Source organism: Candidatus Nitrospira nitrificans, from assembly GCF_001458775.1.
In the GTDB taxonomy this organism is placed as follows: domain Bacteria; phylum Nitrospirota; class Nitrospiria; order Nitrospirales; family Nitrospiraceae; genus Nitrospira_D; species Nitrospira_D nitrificans.
On the sequence record NZ_CZPZ01000010.1, the window covers coordinates 63,617 to 82,677 of the forward strand.

The following is a 19,061-nucleotide window of genomic DNA, read 5'->3' on the forward strand; positions in this document are numbered from 1 at the left end:
TCATGTCCAACGCAGTCCAGGTTCGGCAGTCTTTCATCTCGCATATGGACCAAGCGGTCGAACACTTACGGAAAGATCTATCCGGCCTCCGAACAGGGCGGGCTTCCGTCGCATTGCTCGACGGCATTCGCGTCGACTACTATGGAACCATGACGCCGCTGAAACAGATCGCCAGCGTCTCCACCCCCGAAGCGCGGCTCATCACCATTCAGCCCTGGGAGCCGAAACTGATCAAAGAGATTGAAAAATCCATCTCCAATTCAGGGTTGGGTGTGACACCTTCAAACGACGGCAAGGTGATCCGAATCCCGCTCCCCCCCCTGACGGAAGAGCGCCGCAAGGAGCTGACGAAGATCTGTAAAAAGCATGGCGAGGAGACGAAGGTCCAGATTCGAGGTTTCCGCCGGGACGCGAACGAAGAGTTAAAGAAACTCCAAAAAGATGCCGCACTCACCGAGGACGAACTGCGTAAGGCCGAGCAAGAGACCCAGAAGCTGATTGAGCAATATGGTCAGAAAATCGACGACGTGATCAAGAAAAAGGAGCAGGAAATCATGGAAGTCTGATTCCGACTTCCTGATTCTCACGTCTTCGCGTGCCGATTACGCCAACCTTTCTCCCAACCGTCGCCACCGTAGATCTGTCGGCGCTTGCACACAATCTCTCCCGGTTTCGTCGGATTCTCTCCCCTGGATGCGAAGTCATGGCGGTCGTCAAGGCCAACGCCTATGGTCATGGCGCGATCGAAACGTCGAGGACATTGATACAGCATGGCGTCACTCGCCTAGCCGTCTTTTCGACGGACGAAGGGACGGCGCTTCGGCAAGCCGGCATCATGGTACCGATCGTCGTCCTAGGGCCGGTCTTCCAAGAACAATTCGACGACCTCGTCCACCACCGTCTCACCCCGGTGGTAAGCGATCCGTCCGTACTCACGGGGCTGTCGCAGGCTGCGGCATTGCGCGAGACGATCCACCCGATCCATCTCAAAATTGAAACCGGCATGGGTCGGCTGGGTCTGACACAGAATGAACTGGCATCGCTGATCAGTGCTCACAGGTTTCCTCCCTGCCTGCGATTGGAAGGACTCATGACTCATTTGGCCGATGCCGACGGATCCGATTCCGACGCGACCGAAGAGCAAATCCGCCGTTTCCAGAACGCGCTCAAAGTCGTTCTGAAAGGCGGGTTTCAGGTTCCCCTCGTTCATGTATCCAATAGCTGTGGAGCGGTTCGTTTTCCATCCGCTCACTTTTCCCTCGTGCGGCCCGGCATCATGTTATACGGATACCACACTTTTCCCGGCTCGGTTGAGGCTCCGGATCTAAGACCGGTACTCTCACTGAAGACTCGCATCGCCCAGCTCAGGACCATCCAACCAGGAGAAACGGTCAGCTACAATCGGACCTTCACCGCGAGACGCCCCACACGCATTGCCGTGCTCCCGATCGGCTATGCCAGTGGCTTGAGCCGACGGCTTTCGAATCGAGGCTCTGTCCTTATTCGAGGACAACGAGCTCCCATCACGGGATTGGTCTGTATGGATATGGTGATGGTGGATGTCACCGAAATCCCCGGCACCGCCGTGGGTGATGACGTGATACTTATCGGGCGACAGGGCGATGACGAAATCACGGCCTCCGAGATCGCCCAGTGGACGGATACGATTCCCTACGAAGTCCTGTGCGCGATCAGTCCCCAGATTCCGAGACTCTACTGTTCTTCCTGAATCCTTCCCTACGAGTGAGATGCACGGCCTTGACTAGAAACCGATGCGGACGGAAAGCCCACCGGTGTGCGCGGTGTTTTCGTAGAACCCATTGACTCCTGCTCGAATCCCGGTATTCCCCTCGACAGTTCTGGGCTCATAGAGCGACACCTGGTACGACAGGTCCACACCGATGGTTTTCGCTTTTACCGAGCCGATTCCAAGATTGCCGCAGGCTCCCAATCCAAAAAGCGATCCATTCCCCTTACAGAGGAAACCGACTCCCGTTGAAATAATATGAAGGTCGGCCGATGGAGTCGCCGGATTGAAGGTGGAGTCTGGGATTTGTGTTTGCAAATTCGAATAGCCGCCTCGCACTGCTACCTCCCACCCTGGCAGTCGATCCATCTTCAACCATCGATATTCGGTTCCGACTAGGATGGCATAGGTACTTTTCCAATTTTGTGGCTGTTGAAGAATGACCGTTCCGTCAGGTCGTCGAAGATCTAAGTTTCTGACCGATTTCCAGCCTATATAGTCGACATTCAATTCAAGTTTCCACTCGCGTTCAGTATTTCTGATCGGCCACACTGCAAGACCACCGGTGATGACTTGTGGCAGCACCAAGGTTGTCGTCGTATCCTGAACCTTCACGCCGTTGGCCAACTGCACTCCATCCAAATGGAGCGTGGCCTGGCTTCGGTAGACAACGGCAACGTTCACAAGCGGTAATCCATCTGCGTTCCGCAATGCGGTATACAACGTGCCGATGTTAAAGCCAAGGGCTGTATCTTTCCCATTCAACTCAACCCGATTCCCGGGGGGCAGGATTCTTTGGAATTCGGCATGCCCCTCTCCGAACAGGCCGGAAAAGGTGTATATGTCGACACCCGCCCCAATCGAAAGATCCGGAAGAAGCTGATACGCGAACGTCGGCTTGATATCGAACAACGGCAACGCGCTGAATGTCGTGACCGAAGCAAACGGACTCGTGCCCGGCCATCTTGTAGCTGAACCGAACGGAGTCGTGACCCCGACCCCTACCGTGAGCTTGTCAAGCAGGGGAATTCCAAGGCCTTGGAGATTCGCCGTAACATACGTATGCGCCGGGGGCGGCCACGCGACCACGCCATCGTGATCACCGGCCGTTGTGGTCCCGTGGGGACTTCTATGGTTGAACGGCCCACCGACAAGGAGCCCTCCCGCCATGATTTGCACACCACGGAGCTGGGTCATGCCGGCTGGGTTGTAATGCAACGCGGACGGATTGTCGGCCTGAGCGGCAAACGCATTTCCCATCCCGGACGCAGCGGCTCCCTGTCCTTGAATGCGGGGAACCTGAGCGAGCGTCGGTGAAGAGCGCCAGGTGGTGCTGAGAAGAATCAACAGCAGGAAGACCACGCTTATGATGAACTGTCTCGATGGGAACGGACGTCGAATCTTCCGGACGAGCCCGCAAAGGTCATGCACGTCGGAACCACCGCTCCATGGTTTGCTGAAGCTGGCCCGCGTCGAACGGTTTGAGCAAGTAGGCTTGGGCTCCCAACCCAATGGCCTTCACGGCAAGTTCCAGAGATCCCGACGCCGTAATCATGATAATCGGAAGGCGTTGATCCGTGAGACGCACCCGTCGTAGCACTTCCAGGCCGTCGATTTGGCCGATTCCGATGTCGAGGATCATCCCATCGAACGCCCGTGACTCAAGAAGCGTCAACGCGTGACGGCCGTCGAACGCCGAAAACGTCTGGTAGCCTCCGGCCTTCAGTCGGTCATGAAGCAGTTGTTGAATGTCGGTATCATCATCCACGACCAGGATGTGTTGGCCCATCAGGCCGGATTCAAGCAGCGGCAGCGCCTTGACCGCATGGATCGGGATCGTGAAGGACAGTTCTGCGCCGCCCTCGGGACGATTACGGGCCGCTACCTCCCCTCCTTGCAGTTCCACCAGCGTCCTCACGATTGACAATCCCAATCCCAACCCTTTGGGAGCTGTGCGCTGGCCTTGTTGGATGCGGAAGAACGGGTCAAAAATCCTGTCCAGGTATTCCGGAGCAACACCGGGACCGGTGTCCCGCACCAGGACCGTTGCCGTACGGTGATTCGACACCTCGCATGCCACCGACACGGCTCCACCCGGCGGGGTGAACTTGATGGCATTTTGCACGAGATTGACGACCGTCTGAATCAAACGATCGCGATCCGCCCAGACAACGATTTCAGCGTCTGCAGATCGGAAGTCCAATGATTGCTGTTTTGCCTGGGCCAACGGTTTCAACTGTTCGATCACTTCGGCGAGACAGGAGTCAAGCTCGACATCGGCCGGATGCACCTCCAACCGACCCGTCTCGATCCTGGTGCGATCGAGGAGATCCTCGATCATCCGAACCAGCCGATCTGAATTTTCAGACATACGCACGAGATAGCGCTGCTGCTTCTCATTCAGCGGCCCGGTCAGTCCGTCCAGCAGATTTTGAATGAATCCCTTGATGGACGTCAGCGGTGTTCTCAGTTCATGGGACACATGGGAAAGGAATTGCGCGCGCAAACGGTCGGCCCGCTCGAGCGCTTCGGTACGTTCTTTGACCTTGACCTCCAACCCCTGATTCCATTCTTCGATCTGCTGGTAGGCTGAGGCGTTGTCCAACGCGATGGAGACTTGACTCGCGACGGTCGTCATCAGTTCCAAATCATCTTCCGTCACGCTTTGATTGTGTGAACGATCGACCGTCAACATTCCCCAGATACGGTCTTTGGTCTTGATGGGAACCACGACCAAGGCTTTGGTACCGCTCAATTCGGCCAACCGTTGATTGAGGGGGTGGAGGCGGTGCCGTATGGACTCGATGTCCTTGACCAACAGGGGGCGTCCTTGAAGGATCACTGTTCCTTCGGGACTCTCGCAATCAGTGATCGGAATCCGACAGGATTGAGCGAACGTTTCAACCTCCGGAGGCGCGCCGATCAAACGGATATGCTGGACGGCATTCTCACAGGGATCAAACATGGATACCATGGCGCTGTTGTAATTGAGCTCGTGAGTCAGGGTTTCCAAGACCTGGTGCAAGAGCGCATCTCGTTCGAAGGTCGAGCTGAACGAGAGCCCTGCTCGATGGAGCGCCGTGAGTTGAGCGACTTTCCGGCGCAACTCTACCCGCATCTGCTCTTGTTCCAAATAGGCTTCGCGCAATTCCTCATGACGGGATTCGACGAACGTAATCTGTTCTTGGATCAAGGCCTCGCGTCGCTCGCTCTCCCGAAGCAGCCGTCGATTGATCATGATGCCGACGGCGAGGATCGGGCACAGTCCGACTAACAGGACTTCGCCGAGGCTCACGATGGGATTCAGCACACCGACTCCCGCCATGAGAGCGAGCCCCACCACCCCTCCCCATAACAGCCATGTAAAACTCTCTTGTGCCTGGGGCAAGGACTCAACGCGGGCCGCCGCCGAAGAATGTGCCCCCTGGGCATCCTCTACGCCGGCGACTGACCCGCTGCCCAGTCGAGTCGGACGTGTCTGTTCAAGAGGTGAGATCGCTCGCCAGAAACGCTTTCGATACCGGCTTTCGTCCTGCCATCGGATCGTCCATTGACACCAGTCATCGTCATTGCCGATGCAGGACGTCTCGATCGCTTCCGCCTGAGAAAGGCCGTGGATACGGTTGGCCATCGCAACCATGATGCCTTGCGCAGATTGACATACCAGGCAGGCACATCGCCTGCGATACGATCCGAATTGCCGAAGCGTCCGGTCGGTAAACCGCATCCCCACCGCAGCCGTGCTGCTCGTGACTTCCACCACGCGGAACTCCACCGATCCGGACGTAAACTTATTTCCAAAATAGGGAAACATCGTGTAGATCTGCGACAGCGAAAAAGGGCGGGTCAGGGCCAGCATGATGGGAGACACCTTCTCCGCCCCGGCTTTAAAGGCAAAGCGGGAATCGCCCGAGATCCGTTCACAGAACTCATAGAGATATGACGTAAATTCGTACGAGTAGCTGTTCCATGGATTCTTCAACAGCTCCGGAGTCACATGATAGATCGGATCCTTGATGCGATCATTTAAGAAGCTGCACAACCGCTCGACCGCTTCTTTTCCCGCCGACGCTCCTCCCGCGGATGTCACTAACTTCTCCAAAAAAACCGTCACCGCTCTGATGCTGACGCCGCTGAGATCTCGGATCGTGTGCCCCTGTTCATCCAAACCGAACGGGCGAAACACCATGGCGCCCTGTTCAAGAATGGTGCGATCTTTGGGCAACAGTTCGATGCTCGGGAGAGACTTGACCTCGATGCTGTCGAGCGTGCTGCTTGTCATGGCATCATCCCCTCACACAACGGGTCCATGGAACGGAACCGTGCGTGGCATTGAGCGCAGTCAGTCGGTACGGAGGCCAAAAGATTGCACAGCGCCGGAGGTGTTGAGTACCTGCACAGTTCACCTACGGAAATAGCACGTATGGCTCGCGGAGTATATCGACGACTGCGTAAACTTTGCAATACGAAGGTTAAGCCCCTTCCCTCTGTGGGGAGAAACCGGTCAAAAGATGGGATCGTTCTATGAGGGGGAAGGCATAGCTGGGGAGCTGATCATCTCAGGTCGCGGGACAGGGTCTCGGCAGAAGGCCATGGGGCGCCCCTCCTATTGCCTCACGGCTCGCTTGAGCTTCTTTTCAACGCTGCTCACCTTGCTCTGGAGGCGTCCGGAAGAGCCCTTTCGGTAGTCGATTTTGATCGTGCAGGAAATGCGATTGCAATCCTTTTTCATCCGCTCATAGCATCGCTGCACGACGGAGAAGACTTGCTCCCATTCGCCTTCTAAGACCGTTCCCATCGGGTTCAACCGATACGGGACTCCGCTCTTATCGATAATATCGAGAGAACGGGCCACATACTTCCCGACACTCTCACCCTTTCCCAAAGGCGACATGCTGAATTCCAGTAGGACCATCGTTTCTCCTATTGTGGTTTGGCATCAGGTTGCGCATTCGCCGCCGCCTGAGACCGCCTTTCCAACCATACGTTGGGATATCTGACCTTGCCGAGAAGACGAAAACCGTCCAGCGCGTCACGGAGCAGCGCCCGCCGCTTCTCGGCATCCGGCTCGTTCGCCTTGGCCTGTTCACGCAGCTGCCCGAGCCATTCGACGAATTCGATGAATTCCGCATCGAGGATCTGTTCCAGATCCTCCTTCATGAATCCGGACAGGGCCGGCGCCACTCCGCTTGTACTGATCGCGACTCGCACATGTCCCGCTGCCACGACCGCCGGCATCGTGACACTGCTTGCCGCCGGATAGTCGACCGACCAGAGCAGCACCCGCTTTTCTCTGGCTTGAGCCGACAGCATCTGCGCAAAGTCGCGGTCACCGCGAACGGTATTGAGAATGAGAACGGCATGCTCGAGATCCGTGTCGCGAAAATGCCGCCCGCGATGGATAATCTTCCCTGAAGCCGCAAGCAGGCGCAGCGGTTCATTCAGCGTGGGACTGATCACTGTGACTCGCGCGCCGGACTCGAGCAAGCGTTGGGATTTTTCAGCGGCCTCCTCATCGCCGCCGATTACGAGGACCGGCCAGCCCCGGACATCCAAGACCAAGGGAAAACCAGGATTCGCAGCCATGACACCACTCCTGTTTCAAGCAAGTGCCTCAGTATCCGGGAATGTACCTCCATCATGCAAGAAAGATTTCAGGCCTCGTTTCCCATTTTGATCACTCCGCCGCTATAATGCTGGGCACTCGAACGGCTGACATGATTTCATGCACGATGTTGGGAAAATTCCGGGAGAGATCGGTGCGGATCGAATGGCAGCTGTCGATCGTTTTACGCCCGCGCGCTAGGTATCGGCCGGATCTGCATCCAGCTCCATATTCCAATAAAGATAATCGCGCCAGCTTTCCGGCGTGTTGCGAATGCCGATGGTGATGGTAATGACCGGGCTCCATCGAGGTTTCATGGGCCGTTTCTTCAACTTCATGCCGGCTTCTTCCGGCGTGCGCCCGCTCTTCCGATTGTTGCATCGCCAGCATGCCGTGACGATATTTTCCCACGTCTTTTTCCCGCCCTTCGCGATGGGCACGACATGATCGAAGGTCAACTCTTCCGTCCGAAACCTGTGGTGACAGTATTGGCAGCAGTACCCGTCTCGCGTGAAAATATTGATGCGGGAAAACTTGACGGCGCGGTGGCTGTCTTTCAACTTCACCAGCCTCAGCAGTCGCATTACCGCTGGAAGCTTGATCGACAGCGAAATCCCATGGATTTCCCTGTCATAGACTTCCAAGACTTCGACTTTCCCTTGCCAGAGGAGGGCGATCGCTTTTTGCCAATGTACGACCCGGAGGGGTTCATAAGTCGCGTTGAGCAGGAGGGTCATTTCCATATAGGAACCTCATCCCCAATCGGGCCTCCAGATCGCTCAAGGAGCCCATCCGCGGGGGCATGGCTACTCGCAGCTAGTTCTATGCCATAAGGTGGCGTTGAAATCAAGCAAGCGCCCTTCTGATACCGTCTTCGGCGAATCGAGGGAGAAAGACCCATGACGAACGATTTCGTCCGAGTGGCCTTCACGCATGAGATTCCACCCGGCTCGGGACGCACCGTCGAGATCGATGGGATCTGGATTGCCGTCTTCAACGTGGACGGAACGTTTTATGCCATTGATAACGCCTGTCCCCACGCGGGCGGCCCGCTCGGAGAAGGGAAACTGTGCGAAGCAGTCGTCGAATGCCCTTGGCATGGCTGGAAATTCAGTGTCATCTCAGGAGAGCGCGTCGGTAATCCGAACTTTCAGGTGGCCTGTTGCGAGGTTCGCATCCAAGGAGATGAAGTTCAGATCGCCATCCCACCGGCGCTCAGAGAACCGGTCTAACGTTTTGACGAACCAGGCGGTGGGGGCGCCGTTTCTTCATCGACATCAGGGGCTTTCGGCGTGACTCCGTCCGCCGGCAACGAGGCCGCATTGACCTTCTTGAGTTCCAGATGGGCATGCCAAATGAACTCTCGTTCGAACCATTGGCCGCGCACCCCTTGATCGCGAAGCTGCACACGGATCTCATAGATATCGCCCTCGACATGCTTCACCCGCCATTCACCAAGCCGAACCCCCTGCCCACGATCCTTCATCGTACGGACATGCTCATTCATGGCCTGTAGGATTGTCGGGTGGCCGATCGCCTGATGATTCTGCACCAAGGCCAGCGCCTCAGTCTCTCGGCTGTCTCTCGACGGAGGGGTCGACGGCAGTGTGGTCCAGGCATAGTAGAGTCCCCCCGACAGCAGAACTGCGACGACGGCATAGCGGATAACACGAGTGCCGAGCGATTGCGAGAAGGTAGAATTATTGGTCATGTTCACGTGAGGAGTCAGTGGAGAAAGCTCATGTCGTGGAACCGGATTGGTCGCACGGCATCTTAAGAAGGCCTCAACGCCATGTCAATGCAGTATAGAAAGTGGTCCTGCCGTGGGCCGCTTGTCTGGTGAAAAGCCGGTGTGTTACAAGTACACATAGGATTTCAGACGATTTGGCATAGAACGAGTACGGTGCATGAAGTTCTTTTTGTACGGCGATCTCCTCAATCCCTCGCAACTCAAACGGCGAGCCCCGGAACACAGATTTCTCCACCTCGCGACCATCTCGGACCATACCATCAAATTTTGCCGATGGTCGTCACAATGGCGCTGTGGACTGGCCAGCATCGTGCCCTCACAGGGTGAAACGACCTGGGGGGGCGTGTTTGAACTCACCGACGAAGATGTGACGCTCATGGATCGGTTCGAGCAGGATGTGCCGCAAGGCGCGTACCGCCACCTCCAAGTCACCGTCTCGACCGAGCGCGGAGAGAAGGAACTCGTCACCACCTACGCAGCCAACCCGATCGGCAAGTTTAAGCCCAAAGACCACTACGTGGACTGGGTCTTGAAAGGGCTCAAGCAGTGGAAGCTTCCTGAGGAAGTGATCCAGGAGTGGGAGTCCTATCGGCCGCGGTAAATGTGCCGCAGCCAGCAGCTCCATGTTTCATCTCGACTATCATTGAGGAGATTATGCCAAAACCAAAATATCATATCCTTGTCTGTACCAATTCTCGTCCTCCCGGCCATCCCAAACCCTCTTGCGGGTCGGCCGGCGCGGCCCAGCTACTGATGGCGTTCAATATGGGACTGATGCAACGATCCGTTCAACCGGGAGAGGTGTTGGTGAGCGCAACAGGCTGCCTGGGTCCCTGCGAACAGGGTCCGACGGTCGTTGTCTATCCCGACAATACGTGGTATTCCAAAGTCACTGAGGCGGACGTCGCCACCATCCTAGATGAACATGTCGCGAAAGGGACACCAGCCGCGAAGCTCAACCCAGACTCCGTGTGGAAATAAGGTCAGCCACTGGCGGTCGCTTCGAGCGGTCAGGTGAGGCTCCAGCTTGATCGCTGCAGCGGATAGTTGCTCGGAGACTTTTTGACACATGACCATACCAAGTCATCACGAACACAAACACCATGCGCCCAGCTCGATTGGGTGCATGGTCATTACGTGCAGCGACACCCGTACGCAAGAAACCGATGCCAGCGGTCAGCTGATTCGTAAGCTCCTTGAAGAGCGAGGCCATGCGGTGGTCGGGTACCATCTCACCAAAGACGACCCGGCGCAGATCCAACTGTGGATCGCTCGAGGCACGGCCAACGACGCAGTGCAGGCCATCATCATCAACGGCGGCACCGGCATTTCCCGGCGTGATTCGACGTTCGAGGCGGTGGATGCCATGTTGGAAAAGCGGCTCGCGGGATTCGGTGAAATCTTTCGGTTGCTGACCTATCAAGACATCGGCTCACCGGCCATCCTGAGCCGGGCGACCGCCGGCATCATCAAAGACCGCGTTCTCTTCTCTATTCCAGGCTCCGAAAACGCCGTCCGTCTCGCGATGGAAAAGCTCATCCTTCCAGAGCTGGGCCACCTCGTCAGAGAACTCGCAAAGTAACCGTGAGGCATCAGGGGGGAAGAGGGAAGGCTGGAGAGTTTCCCCTGCATTACTTGTTCAAGTAGTCATCGACCGAAAATCCAGCATCTTTCAGAATCCTGACCGCAAGCCTCGGCCGACATCGCACCCGTGTGAACCGGAATCGTCACAGGCACGTTTCGCGCTTCATGCCGAAGCGTGAGGTGCCTGCCGGACTGTCGATCTTCTTCGAATCTGGGGGATTTGAGTAAGCGAACAAGGTTGCGCCATGACCAGGGGCATTCTGCCCATCAAGGCACAGCAACCGTCAACTCTTCGGCGTGAACGAGCCTCTCGTTTTGTGGAATGGCCTGCCCATTAGCCGGAAGAGATCGGTGGCGCTGTTGAATGGCTTCACGGATATTCCGTTTGGCCTCTTCAATGGTTTTCCCATTGCCATGACAACAATGAAAAGGACTACCTCTCGCAGGCGATTGACCCATTACCCTACGCCTCAAATGGGCTTCGACTGGATGCTGCTAGAGTCTCCTGAGATCGCCCATTTTGATATCGCCAACCGATCCCTATAGCGGACGTGAGAAGGATTGAAGCAGAAAGTAGCCTGCACCACGGGAAAGACCGAGCCCACGATCAGGGCCATACGTGGAAAGTTTCAGCAGAGGCAAAAGTTTTTCCCGAAGATCATCTTTGCTTGCCGGTCAAACCTGATTGTCCAGAACCCACCCACCCTGAGGCGGCGCTTCCGAGACAAACAAGATAAAGCGCCGTCGTGGCTCTGATATTTCTGGCCATCATTCACGGAATTCGGCAAATAATGTACCGTCCAAGCTCTCGCACTGCCACAAGTCGAATCAACCGCTGGATATCCGCCCACGTCATTTCATGAATACGAGCAAGACGACCATCAATAGAGATCAGGAATTATGTTCGGAACACCCTTAAAGCAAGGAACCTTGGAAGTGTGACGATAAATGCTATATGATAGTCGCATCCTATGGCCACGCTGACCGAATTTCTCAGAAAACAAAAAGCCGCTGATAATCCGCGTCTGCGCCTTCGACGCCAACGAGAATGGGTATCCGCTCTGGAAGGTCTGTTTGAAACGATTCGATGTTGGCTCGCCGAGGCAGAGCGGGAAAAACTCATCAAGGTTCGCACGGAAAAGGTTCCCCACACTGAAGAAAGCCTTGGCACGTTTGACGTCCCTCGTTTGACCATGACCGTGGATCATAAAACGATCGTCATGAAGCCTATCGGTGCAACAGTCATAGGCGCCGATGGGCGAGTAGACATGGTATCTCCTAAAGGAACTTATATCCTGCTGTATCTTGCCGACCGGGGAAAATGGGTCCATGGATTTGGAAGCAAGCCCTCTGAATTTCCAGGACTTTCCGAAAAAGTCTTTACAGATCTCCTCACACGTGCTCTGGCGTGACCGATCTCGACGCAGTCCTCAATGCCCACCAAGCTTCTCTTGATTGTCTGAACATCGTTGGAGACTTGCTCGAAAAATCAAGAAAGAGCGCCATATTTCACAACACAATATTCTTCAATAAGTCACTGGAGCAGGCGCAACACCTCCTGCTTTCAAGTAAGGAAGAACTGGCCGACTCCGTAATAGTTTCCCTACTCTCGACTTTTGAACGCATTGTGTTCGACCACCTTGGATCGTCCGGCAAGACAAAGGACCAAGGCTTGAACGATGTAATCAAGCACTTCAAAAAACGGGTCTCAACACGAACCTATCGTGACGCCGAACTTCTGTGTGGATATAGACACTGGGTAGCACACGGTAAACGATGGCCCCAACCTTCTGCCGCAGATCCGGCAAATACCCATAAATGCCTGACGGACTTCCTGAAGCAAGCTCGCCTTATGTAACTGATACTTTATTCCCTTAGTCCTGCGAGATCTTCGGTTCCGAATAGCTCACGTCAGCTGAAATCTTCGACTGCGCATAGCGCTTATAGTGCAGCAGGAGGTCGCGCACGGAAACGACGCCGGAAATCTCACCGTTCTTGGTGACGCCGAGGTGGCGGACGCCCAGGTCGGCCATCATGTCCTGCGCATCATCGATCGACTGACTCCCCTCGATCGTGCAAATCGGCGTCGTCATGATCTTCTCGACGGTCAACTTGCCCAACGGCTTTCCGCCCGCGACGGCGCGTCGAACGATGTCCGTGTCCGTCACCACCCCGACCAATCGTTTGCCCTTCTTCACGAAGAGCGATCCCACCCGCGCCGCACGCATCGTCTTGGCGGCGCTGGCAATCGACGTTTTTGGTCCTACGCTCTTGGGGTTTTTGTTCATGATCTTCGCGACTGTGGACATGCTTCCTCCTTTTGAGTTCGAATGGACTTACACGCAAGAACGCCGGCCGCGCTCGCTCTGATTGGATTCAGGGTAGCACAGAATGGCAGGGAGGCTCAAAAGAGTCGCTTGCAAGGTGGAATCACACACTCAACGAGCATGATCTTGTCGGAACACGTTTGACTCACTGGCGGACAGATCTACGACGAGAGCTTCCGTCCCACTATGCTCGGCTTGCGAAATAGCACAACCTTCATTTCTTCTGGCTCCCCTCATATGCAAGGTTTTGAAACGATTCCTGTCAGAAGGAATTTCCATCACTTGTCCACCATGAAAGGGGGGTCTATTCGTCTCCAACTGTGCGCAGGCGACGAGCACCACCCGATCCGATAAACAGTTGATCAGTCCCGCGTGCGCGTCGCGCGAGCCACTGGCGGCTAATGGACCTCCCTTCTTAGATCGTTGACCTATTTTCTCCGTTTCAAAACTTCAACACCCCTTCTACCACCATTACACAATGCCCACCGACCTTCACACCTTGAATCACATCGTCGTCCGACTCAACTTGCACGAGAATCCGTGATGGCCGATCGATTTCGTAACCCTGTTCAATAAGAATCTCCGTCATGGGTCCGACTTCAACGACGCCGTTCTGAACCAGGTACGCGCCCAGTGCGCCGCCGGCGCTGCCTGTGGCGGGATCTTCCAAGATTCCGATTTTCGGAGCAAACATCCTCGCGTGAACGGAGGCGAAGGATTCGACCGTCACCGTCGTAAAGACCATAATCCCGTTAGCCCCGAAACGTTCGCAGACGTTGATGATAGCCGACGCATCAGGATTGATCGACCGGACCGCCGTCAATGTTCGCACCGGCACGATCAAGACCGGCAAGCCGGTCGACACGACTTGAAGGGGCCATTTCGTATCGGCGATCACGTGCTTCGGCAAGCCGAGCGCGCCTCCGACCAGATACACATCGTCGACGGCGGCGATGGGGTCGAGAAATTCCGGCTTGGGTTGCGACATGACGATCCGCGCCACGCGACTCTGTTCAGTATGCAATTCAACGGAAAACAATCCGATATTGCATTCCTGCGTGACATGCGTCACCTGTCCCTGAGTAGCGATCCTCCCGAGTTGAGCCAATACGTAGAATGTGCCTAGCACCGGATGGCCCGCAAAGGGAATCTCTTGAGTCGGGGTAAAGATCCGCAATCGGGCCACGGCAGCAGGGTCGGTCGGCGGGAAGACGAACACGGTCTCCGAGAGATTCATCTCCCGCGCGATCTGTTGCAGCTCGTCGTCCGTCAGACCATCCGCGTCGGGGAAAACCGCGACGGGATTGCCGCCGAACGGTTGAGAGGTAAACACGTCAGCCTGATAAAATTTCAGCGCCCGTTGTTCAGTCATGATCACTCCAGAACTCGATTGAATAGTCACAGGGCACCTGACGGCATCCTGAGAAAACACCCGCCATCATTTGACAGGATTCGTCTTCTTTGACAGACTCCTCCCATGGACTACATCACCGAACAAGACGTCGCCCATGCGTTGGAAGTCCTGGACCTCACGCTCCCCATCACCACCGAAGACCTGGAACGGGCGAAACGCGTGCAACTTTACACCTGGAATCCGACACGGTACGCCGGTCTCGCGAACAATCCCAATACATACATGCAACTGTTTCAGAAAGCGGAATCGATGACCAGGACCGTCGAAGCCGCGTATGCGTTGCTGTCCGCTGTCCTCGTCCCGGAAACGGACGGCTAAACCTCGCCTGTCCTCACCCGACATCGTGACTCGTGACACGCGCCATCCCGTCATCCTTTTGCGGATGAACCACCGGCCAGGTGATCAATCCTGACACTCCCTCAGGAGATCCGACCGGCTGCGTCTGCTGCGCGTAGATTTGGGGCAACCGGTTTGTCTCGAACTTCGAGATATACAGAAAGACATGCTCGCGCGAGTTCACCCGCACGGCCCATGGATGAAAATCCTGCTTATAGAATTCCTCGCAGAGCTGCATCGCATCGAGACACGACAGCGTGCCGGGATCATTCAACGTGTAGTAATAGTCCAGCGGAAGATCGTACTCCTCCTGCCTATGAATGGTAATGCCGAACTTTTCAGGATGGCGAACCATCGGTGTGTGTCGATACGCCACGAAATAGAATAGTTCCAGCGAGTGAATCACCGGCTGGTTCTCCAAAACAAACCGGCGGGTCTCCATCGCTTCATCGAGTGATTCGCCGGGAAACCCGTAGAAAACCATGACATGGTTCCAAATCCCCGCCTTCGCCGCCATCTGGAGATTGCGCTGGATCACACTCTTCTTGGCATGCTTATCCATCAGATTCAAGACACGCTCGTTCGCCGATTCCATTCCATAATAGAGCGTGCAGCAGCCGGCCTTCGCCGCAAGATCCCATACCGCTTGATCTTGCAGCGTCTCTTCAAACCGAATCAGCGTCGTCCACTTGATGCCGACGTTTTGATCGACCAGCAACTGCGAGACCTTCTTGAAGAGCGCCGGCGGATAGGACTCGTCGCTGAACAGGAAGTGCCGACAGTGGTATTTATCGCGTAACGCCTTGATCTGGTCGATCACCAACTGGGCGGGCATCCCACGGTACTGATCGAAGTAGCCCTGGCCATGGTCGCAGAACGTGCAGCGGCCCCAATAGCAGCCACGCGTCGCCAAATAGGGAATGATCAGTTCCGGGACGAAGTAACGATCCAGCGGCATCCCCTCGAAGTCCGGCAAGGGCAGCACGGTCGTCTTCTCGGTATAGACTTCGGTATTTCGATGCAAACCCGACTCATCCCGATAAATCAAGTTGGGCACAGAAGCGAGCGGCCGCTGCCCATTCACTGCTTCAATGAGCCACAGCAGAGCATGCTCGCCCTCATAGAGAATGGCCGAATCGAATACCTCCGTAAAGAATCTCTCGTGATGGATGAGGTCTTCATGCAGTCGAGTAATGACATTGCCGCCCACCACGAGATGGATCTGCGGGAACGTCTCCTTCATCATCTTGGCGAAGGTCAGACCGGCCAACAGCTGCATCTGCGTCCCGATGGAAATGCCGACCACGTCCGGCCGTTCCTTCGCCACCTCCGGCATGACCAGCTGATTGCACAGATCCCGATAGACGTTCACCTGCTCATCCTCCAAACAGGCGAACACTTCTTTCGAGACACCGGGACGATAGCCGAGATTGCTTTCCATCGGATAGAAGACGAGCGAGGCCGGATAATAGGCGGCGGAGATATAGGCCATTGTCTCGCGGAAGGTGTTCAGCGCCTCGTCCAGGAGCTCCGCCTCATAGAACCGCTCGCCGCGCACAATCCGCTTGGCATCTTCCGCCCGGTCCGCCAGGTCGAATACATCGACCGCGTCCGCCTGCTCCGCCACGGCTTTCTGATTGACCTCTCGGTCCGTGAGCAACCCGCCCTTCTCTTTCTCGCGCAATGCCTTCAGTTGCATCCCAAGCCTGGCCTTCACCCAGATCAGGAATTCCATGCTGAAAAAGTGATCCCACATCCCAATGTTGATATCGCGCTGAATGACCGTGTGCCCTGCCTCCCGCAGCACGGCAGTCAGTGAGGGCAGCGCCAAATAGGGCGCCGTCGGGACCCACTCCGGCGGGAACAGGAGCATGACTTTTGATTTTTTACGATCAGCCTTGGTCAATGGGGCAAGACCGTCTACTTGAACTAACCCACTCATTCTTGTCCTTCTTGAAACGTCAGTCGTCGGGGACTTGAGTTCTCGTCTCTAGTTCCACGTTTCATGTTGATCATGTCGGACTCCTGAAATGTAGAGAACTAACTTGAAACGCGAAGCTTGAAACTCGAAACGCTTGCATGAGATACGCTTCACGAGCGACGACTCATCACATTTTCCCCGCTAGCGTCGGCGCCGCTCCTGCCGTTTTGACGGACTGATACTGGAGATCCGGCAGCTTTCCTAATCCAAACTTTGAAATATAGAGAAAGATATACTCGCGGATATAGAGCCGCAGGTCCCAACCAGGATGGTGGTGCCGTTCGAACTGCTCGAACACCCGCTCAGCCTCTTCGATACTCATCCCCTTCTTCACGGTGTAATAATAGTCCAGCGCCAGATCCCACTCCGGATTCTTATAGGCCGTCACACCCCACTTGTCAGGATGCTTGGCCACCGGGTTATGCCGTCCCAAGTCAAACGTGCCGAACCCCAGCGAATGGACATGGCTTTTGTTCTGTTCCAAAAATTGCACCGACTGCCATGCCTCTTCCTTCGTCTCGCCCGGAAAGCCGAAGAACCCCATACAGTGATTCCAGATACCCGCGTTCGCCGTCAACTGCAGATGCTTCGTCATGATCTCCGTCGTCGTCGCCTTGTCCATCAACTGCAGCACCCGCTCGACGCCGGACTCGTAACCGAAGTGGAGATACTTGCACCCGGATTCTTTCGCATCCTGCCATACTTGTTGGTCGAGCAGGCTCTTTTCAAACCGCATGTGGGTCGTCCAGACGATACCCATCCGACTCTCAATCAAGCCACGCGTGAGCTTGCGGAACAGGGCCGGAGGATAGGATTCGTCGGTAAAGTGGAAGTGCTGCGTGCCGTACTTGTCCCGCAGAAACTGAATATCGACGAGAATATCCTGGATCTTCTTGGACCGGTATCCTGCCGTATACCCTTCGCCGTGATCGCAGAATTCGCAACGGCCCCAGTAACAGCCGCGCGTGGCCAAATAGGGCAGGATCCTCGTCGGCACGAAATATTTTTCCAACGGCAAGCCATCAAAGTCCGGCGGCGGCAGCGTCGCGAGATCCTCCGCATAACTGGTCGGCGACGCATGGACTCCGGTCTCGTCCTTATAGATCGCGTTCGGCACCTCGGCGAGACTCCGCTTCGCCCCCACCGCCGAGACCAACTGCACAAAGGCCGTCTCCCCTTCATAGACGACCGCACTGTCGAAGTACTGGAACAGCGGCGATTGAGGCAGCACATCGCGCAAGCGTGTCACCGTATTGCCGCCGATCGTGAGATGGATGTGAGGGAAATGCTGTTTAATGAGGGCACAGAAGGTCATGGTGGACAGCATCTGTTGCTGCAGGACGATCGAGATCCCGACCACATCCGGCTGCTCAGCTTCAATCGCCGGCTTCACGAGATGGTCGAACACATCGCGATAAATATTCACCTGCGTATCGTGGACCGCATCGATCACTTCCGACGAGATATAGACCTTGTACGACAGATCGGTCTCCATCGGCGGCATGCAAATTCTCGCCGGAAAATAGACCATCGAAACCACCGACATTACTTCGCGAAAAACTTGAAGTGCCCATTCCAACTTGTCGATATCATAGAACTGATCACTTCTTATTATGCGCTTCGATTCCTCTGCATTTTGAATCAACTTCGCTATCCGTTGATGGGTCACATCGCACAGCGCGAGCTGCAAATCCATCTCGCCGGCGTCGAGGTCGCGCTTCTTGGAGAGCTTGCGGAGGCGATCGAGTTGTTGCGGCACCCGGCGCAAAACCTTCTTCAAAAAGTCCTCGCTGAAGTACCAGTCCCACATCGCGCAGTTGATGTCTTTTTGAATGACCGTATGGCCTGCCTGGCGAAGGACGGCGGTGAGAGAAGGCAGTGATAGATAGGGTTCCGAGGGAAACCAATCGGGCGGGAAGATCAGCATGACCTTCATCTTCCGGCCACTGGTGGCTTCAAACTGCCGGCGATTGAAGAGAATCAGCTCCTTGGAGGTTCGCTCGCCTTTAGAATATTCGATCTTCACGCCGGCCTAGTCTCCCTCACACTGGCCCAAAGTGACTGCAACACCAATGGGTTAGGCTTGAAGAAAAACATTGTACGGGGACGGAAGAAGGAGATGCAAGGGTGGGAAGGAGCGGAGCGGTCAGGTCGTCCTGTGTGCCCGCTGCGTCCCCACGATGAAACGATGGTCCCTCAATGCGCGCAGTAAAGGACGACCTGACCACACTTTAGAGAGAGACATAAGATAAATAAAGAACGGTGTGGTGAATCAGAGCAGTTTCGTCTGGCCGACCATAGACCTAAGATGTCAAAA

General features: G+C 55.6%; 19 protein-coding genes and 1 pseudogene. 9 read left to right on the forward strand and 11 right to left on the reverse strand.

The window, feature by feature from the left end:
- Positions 1-2 precede the first annotated feature (2 nt).
- The gene (gene frr, locus COMA2_RS07430) at positions 3-566 is read left to right on the forward strand and encodes a ribosome recycling factor (protein WP_090896018.1); all 564 of its coding nucleotides are present in this window, start codon (positions 3-5) and stop codon (positions 564-566) included.
- Between the two features lie 29 nt (positions 567-595).
- Positions 596-1,729 carry an alanine racemase gene (alr, locus tag COMA2_RS07435; RefSeq protein ID WP_090896020.1) on the forward strand — a complete coding sequence of 378 codons (1,134 nt, stop codon included), beginning with the start codon at positions 596-598 and terminating at the stop codon, positions 1,727-1,729.
- Positions 1,730-1,762: 33 nt separating this feature from the next.
- Here the strand turns inward: alr and COMA2_RS07440 are convergent, their stop codons facing one another.
- The 5 genes from COMA2_RS07440 to COMA2_RS07460 form a co-directional block, all read right to left on the reverse strand.
- Positions 1,763-3,178 carry an OmpP1/FadL family transporter gene (locus COMA2_RS07440; RefSeq protein ID WP_245630927.1) on the reverse strand — a complete coding sequence of 472 codons (1,416 nt, stop codon included), beginning with the start codon at positions 3,176-3,178 and terminating at the stop codon, positions 1,763-1,765.
- Positions 3,171-6,029 carry a hybrid sensor histidine kinase/response regulator gene (locus COMA2_RS07445; RefSeq protein ID WP_090896022.1) on the reverse strand — a complete coding sequence of 953 codons (2,859 nt, stop codon included), beginning with the start codon at positions 6,027-6,029 and terminating at the stop codon, positions 3,171-3,173. Before COMA2_RS07445 ends, COMA2_RS07440 begins: the two co-directional genes overlap by 8 nt.
- Before the next feature lie 324 nt (positions 6,030-6,353).
- Positions 6,354-6,662 (reverse strand): MTH1187 family thiamine-binding protein, encoded by a 309-nt coding sequence (locus COMA2_RS07450; RefSeq protein WP_090896023.1) that lies wholly within the window; start codon positions 6,660-6,662, stop codon positions 6,354-6,356.
- 8 nt (positions 6,663-6,670) lie between these two features.
- The gene (locus COMA2_RS07455; RefSeq protein WP_090896025.1) at positions 6,671-7,333 is read right to left on the reverse strand and encodes a precorrin-2 dehydrogenase/sirohydrochlorin ferrochelatase family protein; all 663 of its coding nucleotides are present in this window, start codon (positions 7,331-7,333) and stop codon (positions 6,671-6,673) included.
- Positions 7,334-7,549: 216 nt separating this feature from the next.
- Positions 7,550-8,095, reverse strand: coding sequence for an HNH endonuclease (locus COMA2_RS07460; RefSeq protein ID WP_090896027.1), 546 nt, complete (start codon positions 8,093-8,095; stop codon positions 7,550-7,552).
- A gap of 156 nt (positions 8,096-8,251) precedes the next feature.
- On the opposite strand from COMA2_RS07460, the gene COMA2_RS07465 reads away from it, so the two are divergent.
- Positions 8,252-8,584 (forward strand): Rieske (2Fe-2S) protein, encoded by a 333-nt coding sequence (locus COMA2_RS07465; RefSeq protein ID WP_090896028.1) that lies wholly within the window; start codon positions 8,252-8,254, stop codon positions 8,582-8,584.
- Here COMA2_RS07465 and COMA2_RS07470 read toward each other — a convergent pair.
- Positions 8,581-9,063: a hypothetical protein gene (locus COMA2_RS07470; protein WP_090896030.1), complete on the reverse strand. Its 483-nt coding sequence runs from the start codon at positions 9,061-9,063 to the stop codon at positions 8,581-8,583. The two genes, COMA2_RS07465 and COMA2_RS07470, sit on opposite strands and share 4 nt — an antisense overlap.
- 196 nt (positions 9,064-9,259) lie before the next feature.
- On the opposite strand from COMA2_RS07470, the gene COMA2_RS07475 reads away from it, so the two are divergent.
- The 3 genes from COMA2_RS07475 (at position 9,260) to COMA2_RS07485 (ending at position 10,684) form a co-directional block, all read left to right on the forward strand.
- Positions 9,260-9,703 (forward strand): gamma-glutamylcyclotransferase family protein, encoded by a 444-nt coding sequence (locus COMA2_RS07475; protein WP_090896031.1) that lies wholly within the window; start codon positions 9,260-9,262, stop codon positions 9,701-9,703.
- 53 nt (positions 9,704-9,756) lie between these two features.
- Positions 9,757-10,083: a (2Fe-2S) ferredoxin domain-containing protein gene (locus tag COMA2_RS07480; protein ID WP_090896033.1), complete on the forward strand. Its 327-nt coding sequence runs from the start codon at positions 9,757-9,759 to the stop codon at positions 10,081-10,083.
- Between the two features lie 88 nt (positions 10,084-10,171).
- Positions 10,172-10,684 (forward strand): MogA/MoaB family molybdenum cofactor biosynthesis protein, encoded by a 513-nt coding sequence (locus COMA2_RS07485; protein ID WP_090896034.1) that lies wholly within the window; start codon positions 10,172-10,174, stop codon positions 10,682-10,684.
- Positions 10,685-10,749: 65 nt separating this feature from the next.
- Here the strand turns inward: COMA2_RS07485 and COMA2_RS21295 are convergent.
- A pseudogene (locus COMA2_RS21295) lies at positions 10,750-10,920 on the reverse strand (type II toxin-antitoxin system HicA family toxin); the annotation flags it as partial.
- A 737-nt stretch (positions 10,921-11,657) separates the two neighbouring features.
- Here COMA2_RS21295 and COMA2_RS07495 point away from each other — a divergent pair.
- Together COMA2_RS07495 and COMA2_RS07500 are read left to right on the forward strand one after the other, a co-directional pair.
- Positions 11,658-12,098, forward strand: a complete 441-nt coding sequence (locus COMA2_RS07495; RefSeq protein WP_090896037.1) for a hypothetical protein — start codon at positions 11,658-11,660, stop codon at positions 12,096-12,098.
- Positions 12,095-12,544 (forward strand): hypothetical protein, encoded by a 450-nt coding sequence (locus tag COMA2_RS07500; RefSeq protein ID WP_090896039.1) that lies wholly within the window; start codon positions 12,095-12,097, stop codon positions 12,542-12,544. The genes COMA2_RS07495 and COMA2_RS07500 overlap by 4 nt, the downstream gene beginning before the upstream one ends.
- A gap of 16 nt (positions 12,545-12,560) precedes the next feature.
- Here the strand turns inward: COMA2_RS07500 and COMA2_RS07505 are convergent, their stop codons facing one another.
- On the reverse strand, positions 12,561-12,995 hold the full coding sequence (locus tag COMA2_RS07505; protein WP_090896040.1) for a CBS domain-containing protein: 435 nt from the start codon (positions 12,993-12,995) through the stop codon (positions 12,561-12,563).
- Positions 12,996-13,455: 460 nt separating this feature from the next.
- On the reverse strand, positions 13,456-14,385 hold the full coding sequence (locus COMA2_RS07510; protein ID WP_090896041.1) for a PhzF family phenazine biosynthesis protein: 930 nt from the start codon (positions 14,383-14,385) through the stop codon (positions 13,456-13,458).
- Positions 14,386-14,490: 105 nt separating this feature from the next.
- Between COMA2_RS07510 and COMA2_RS07515 the strand changes: the two genes are divergently transcribed.
- A complete protein-coding gene (locus COMA2_RS07515; protein ID WP_245630928.1) occupies positions 14,491-14,745 on the forward strand; it encodes a hypothetical protein in 255 nt (84 codons plus the stop codon).
- 13 nt (positions 14,746-14,758) lie between these two features.
- Here COMA2_RS07515 and COMA2_RS07520 read toward each other — a convergent pair whose 3' ends face one another.
- Positions 14,759-16,705, reverse strand: a complete 1,947-nt coding sequence (locus tag COMA2_RS07520; RefSeq protein WP_090896043.1) for a B12-binding domain-containing radical SAM protein — start codon at positions 16,703-16,705, stop codon at positions 14,759-14,761.
- A 166-nt stretch (positions 16,706-16,871) separates the two neighbouring features.
- Entirely contained in the window at positions 16,872-18,770 is a 1,899-nt protein-coding gene (locus tag COMA2_RS07525; protein ID WP_090896044.1) for a B12-binding domain-containing radical SAM protein, read from the reverse strand.
- Between the last annotated feature and the right edge of the window lie 291 nt (positions 18,771-19,061).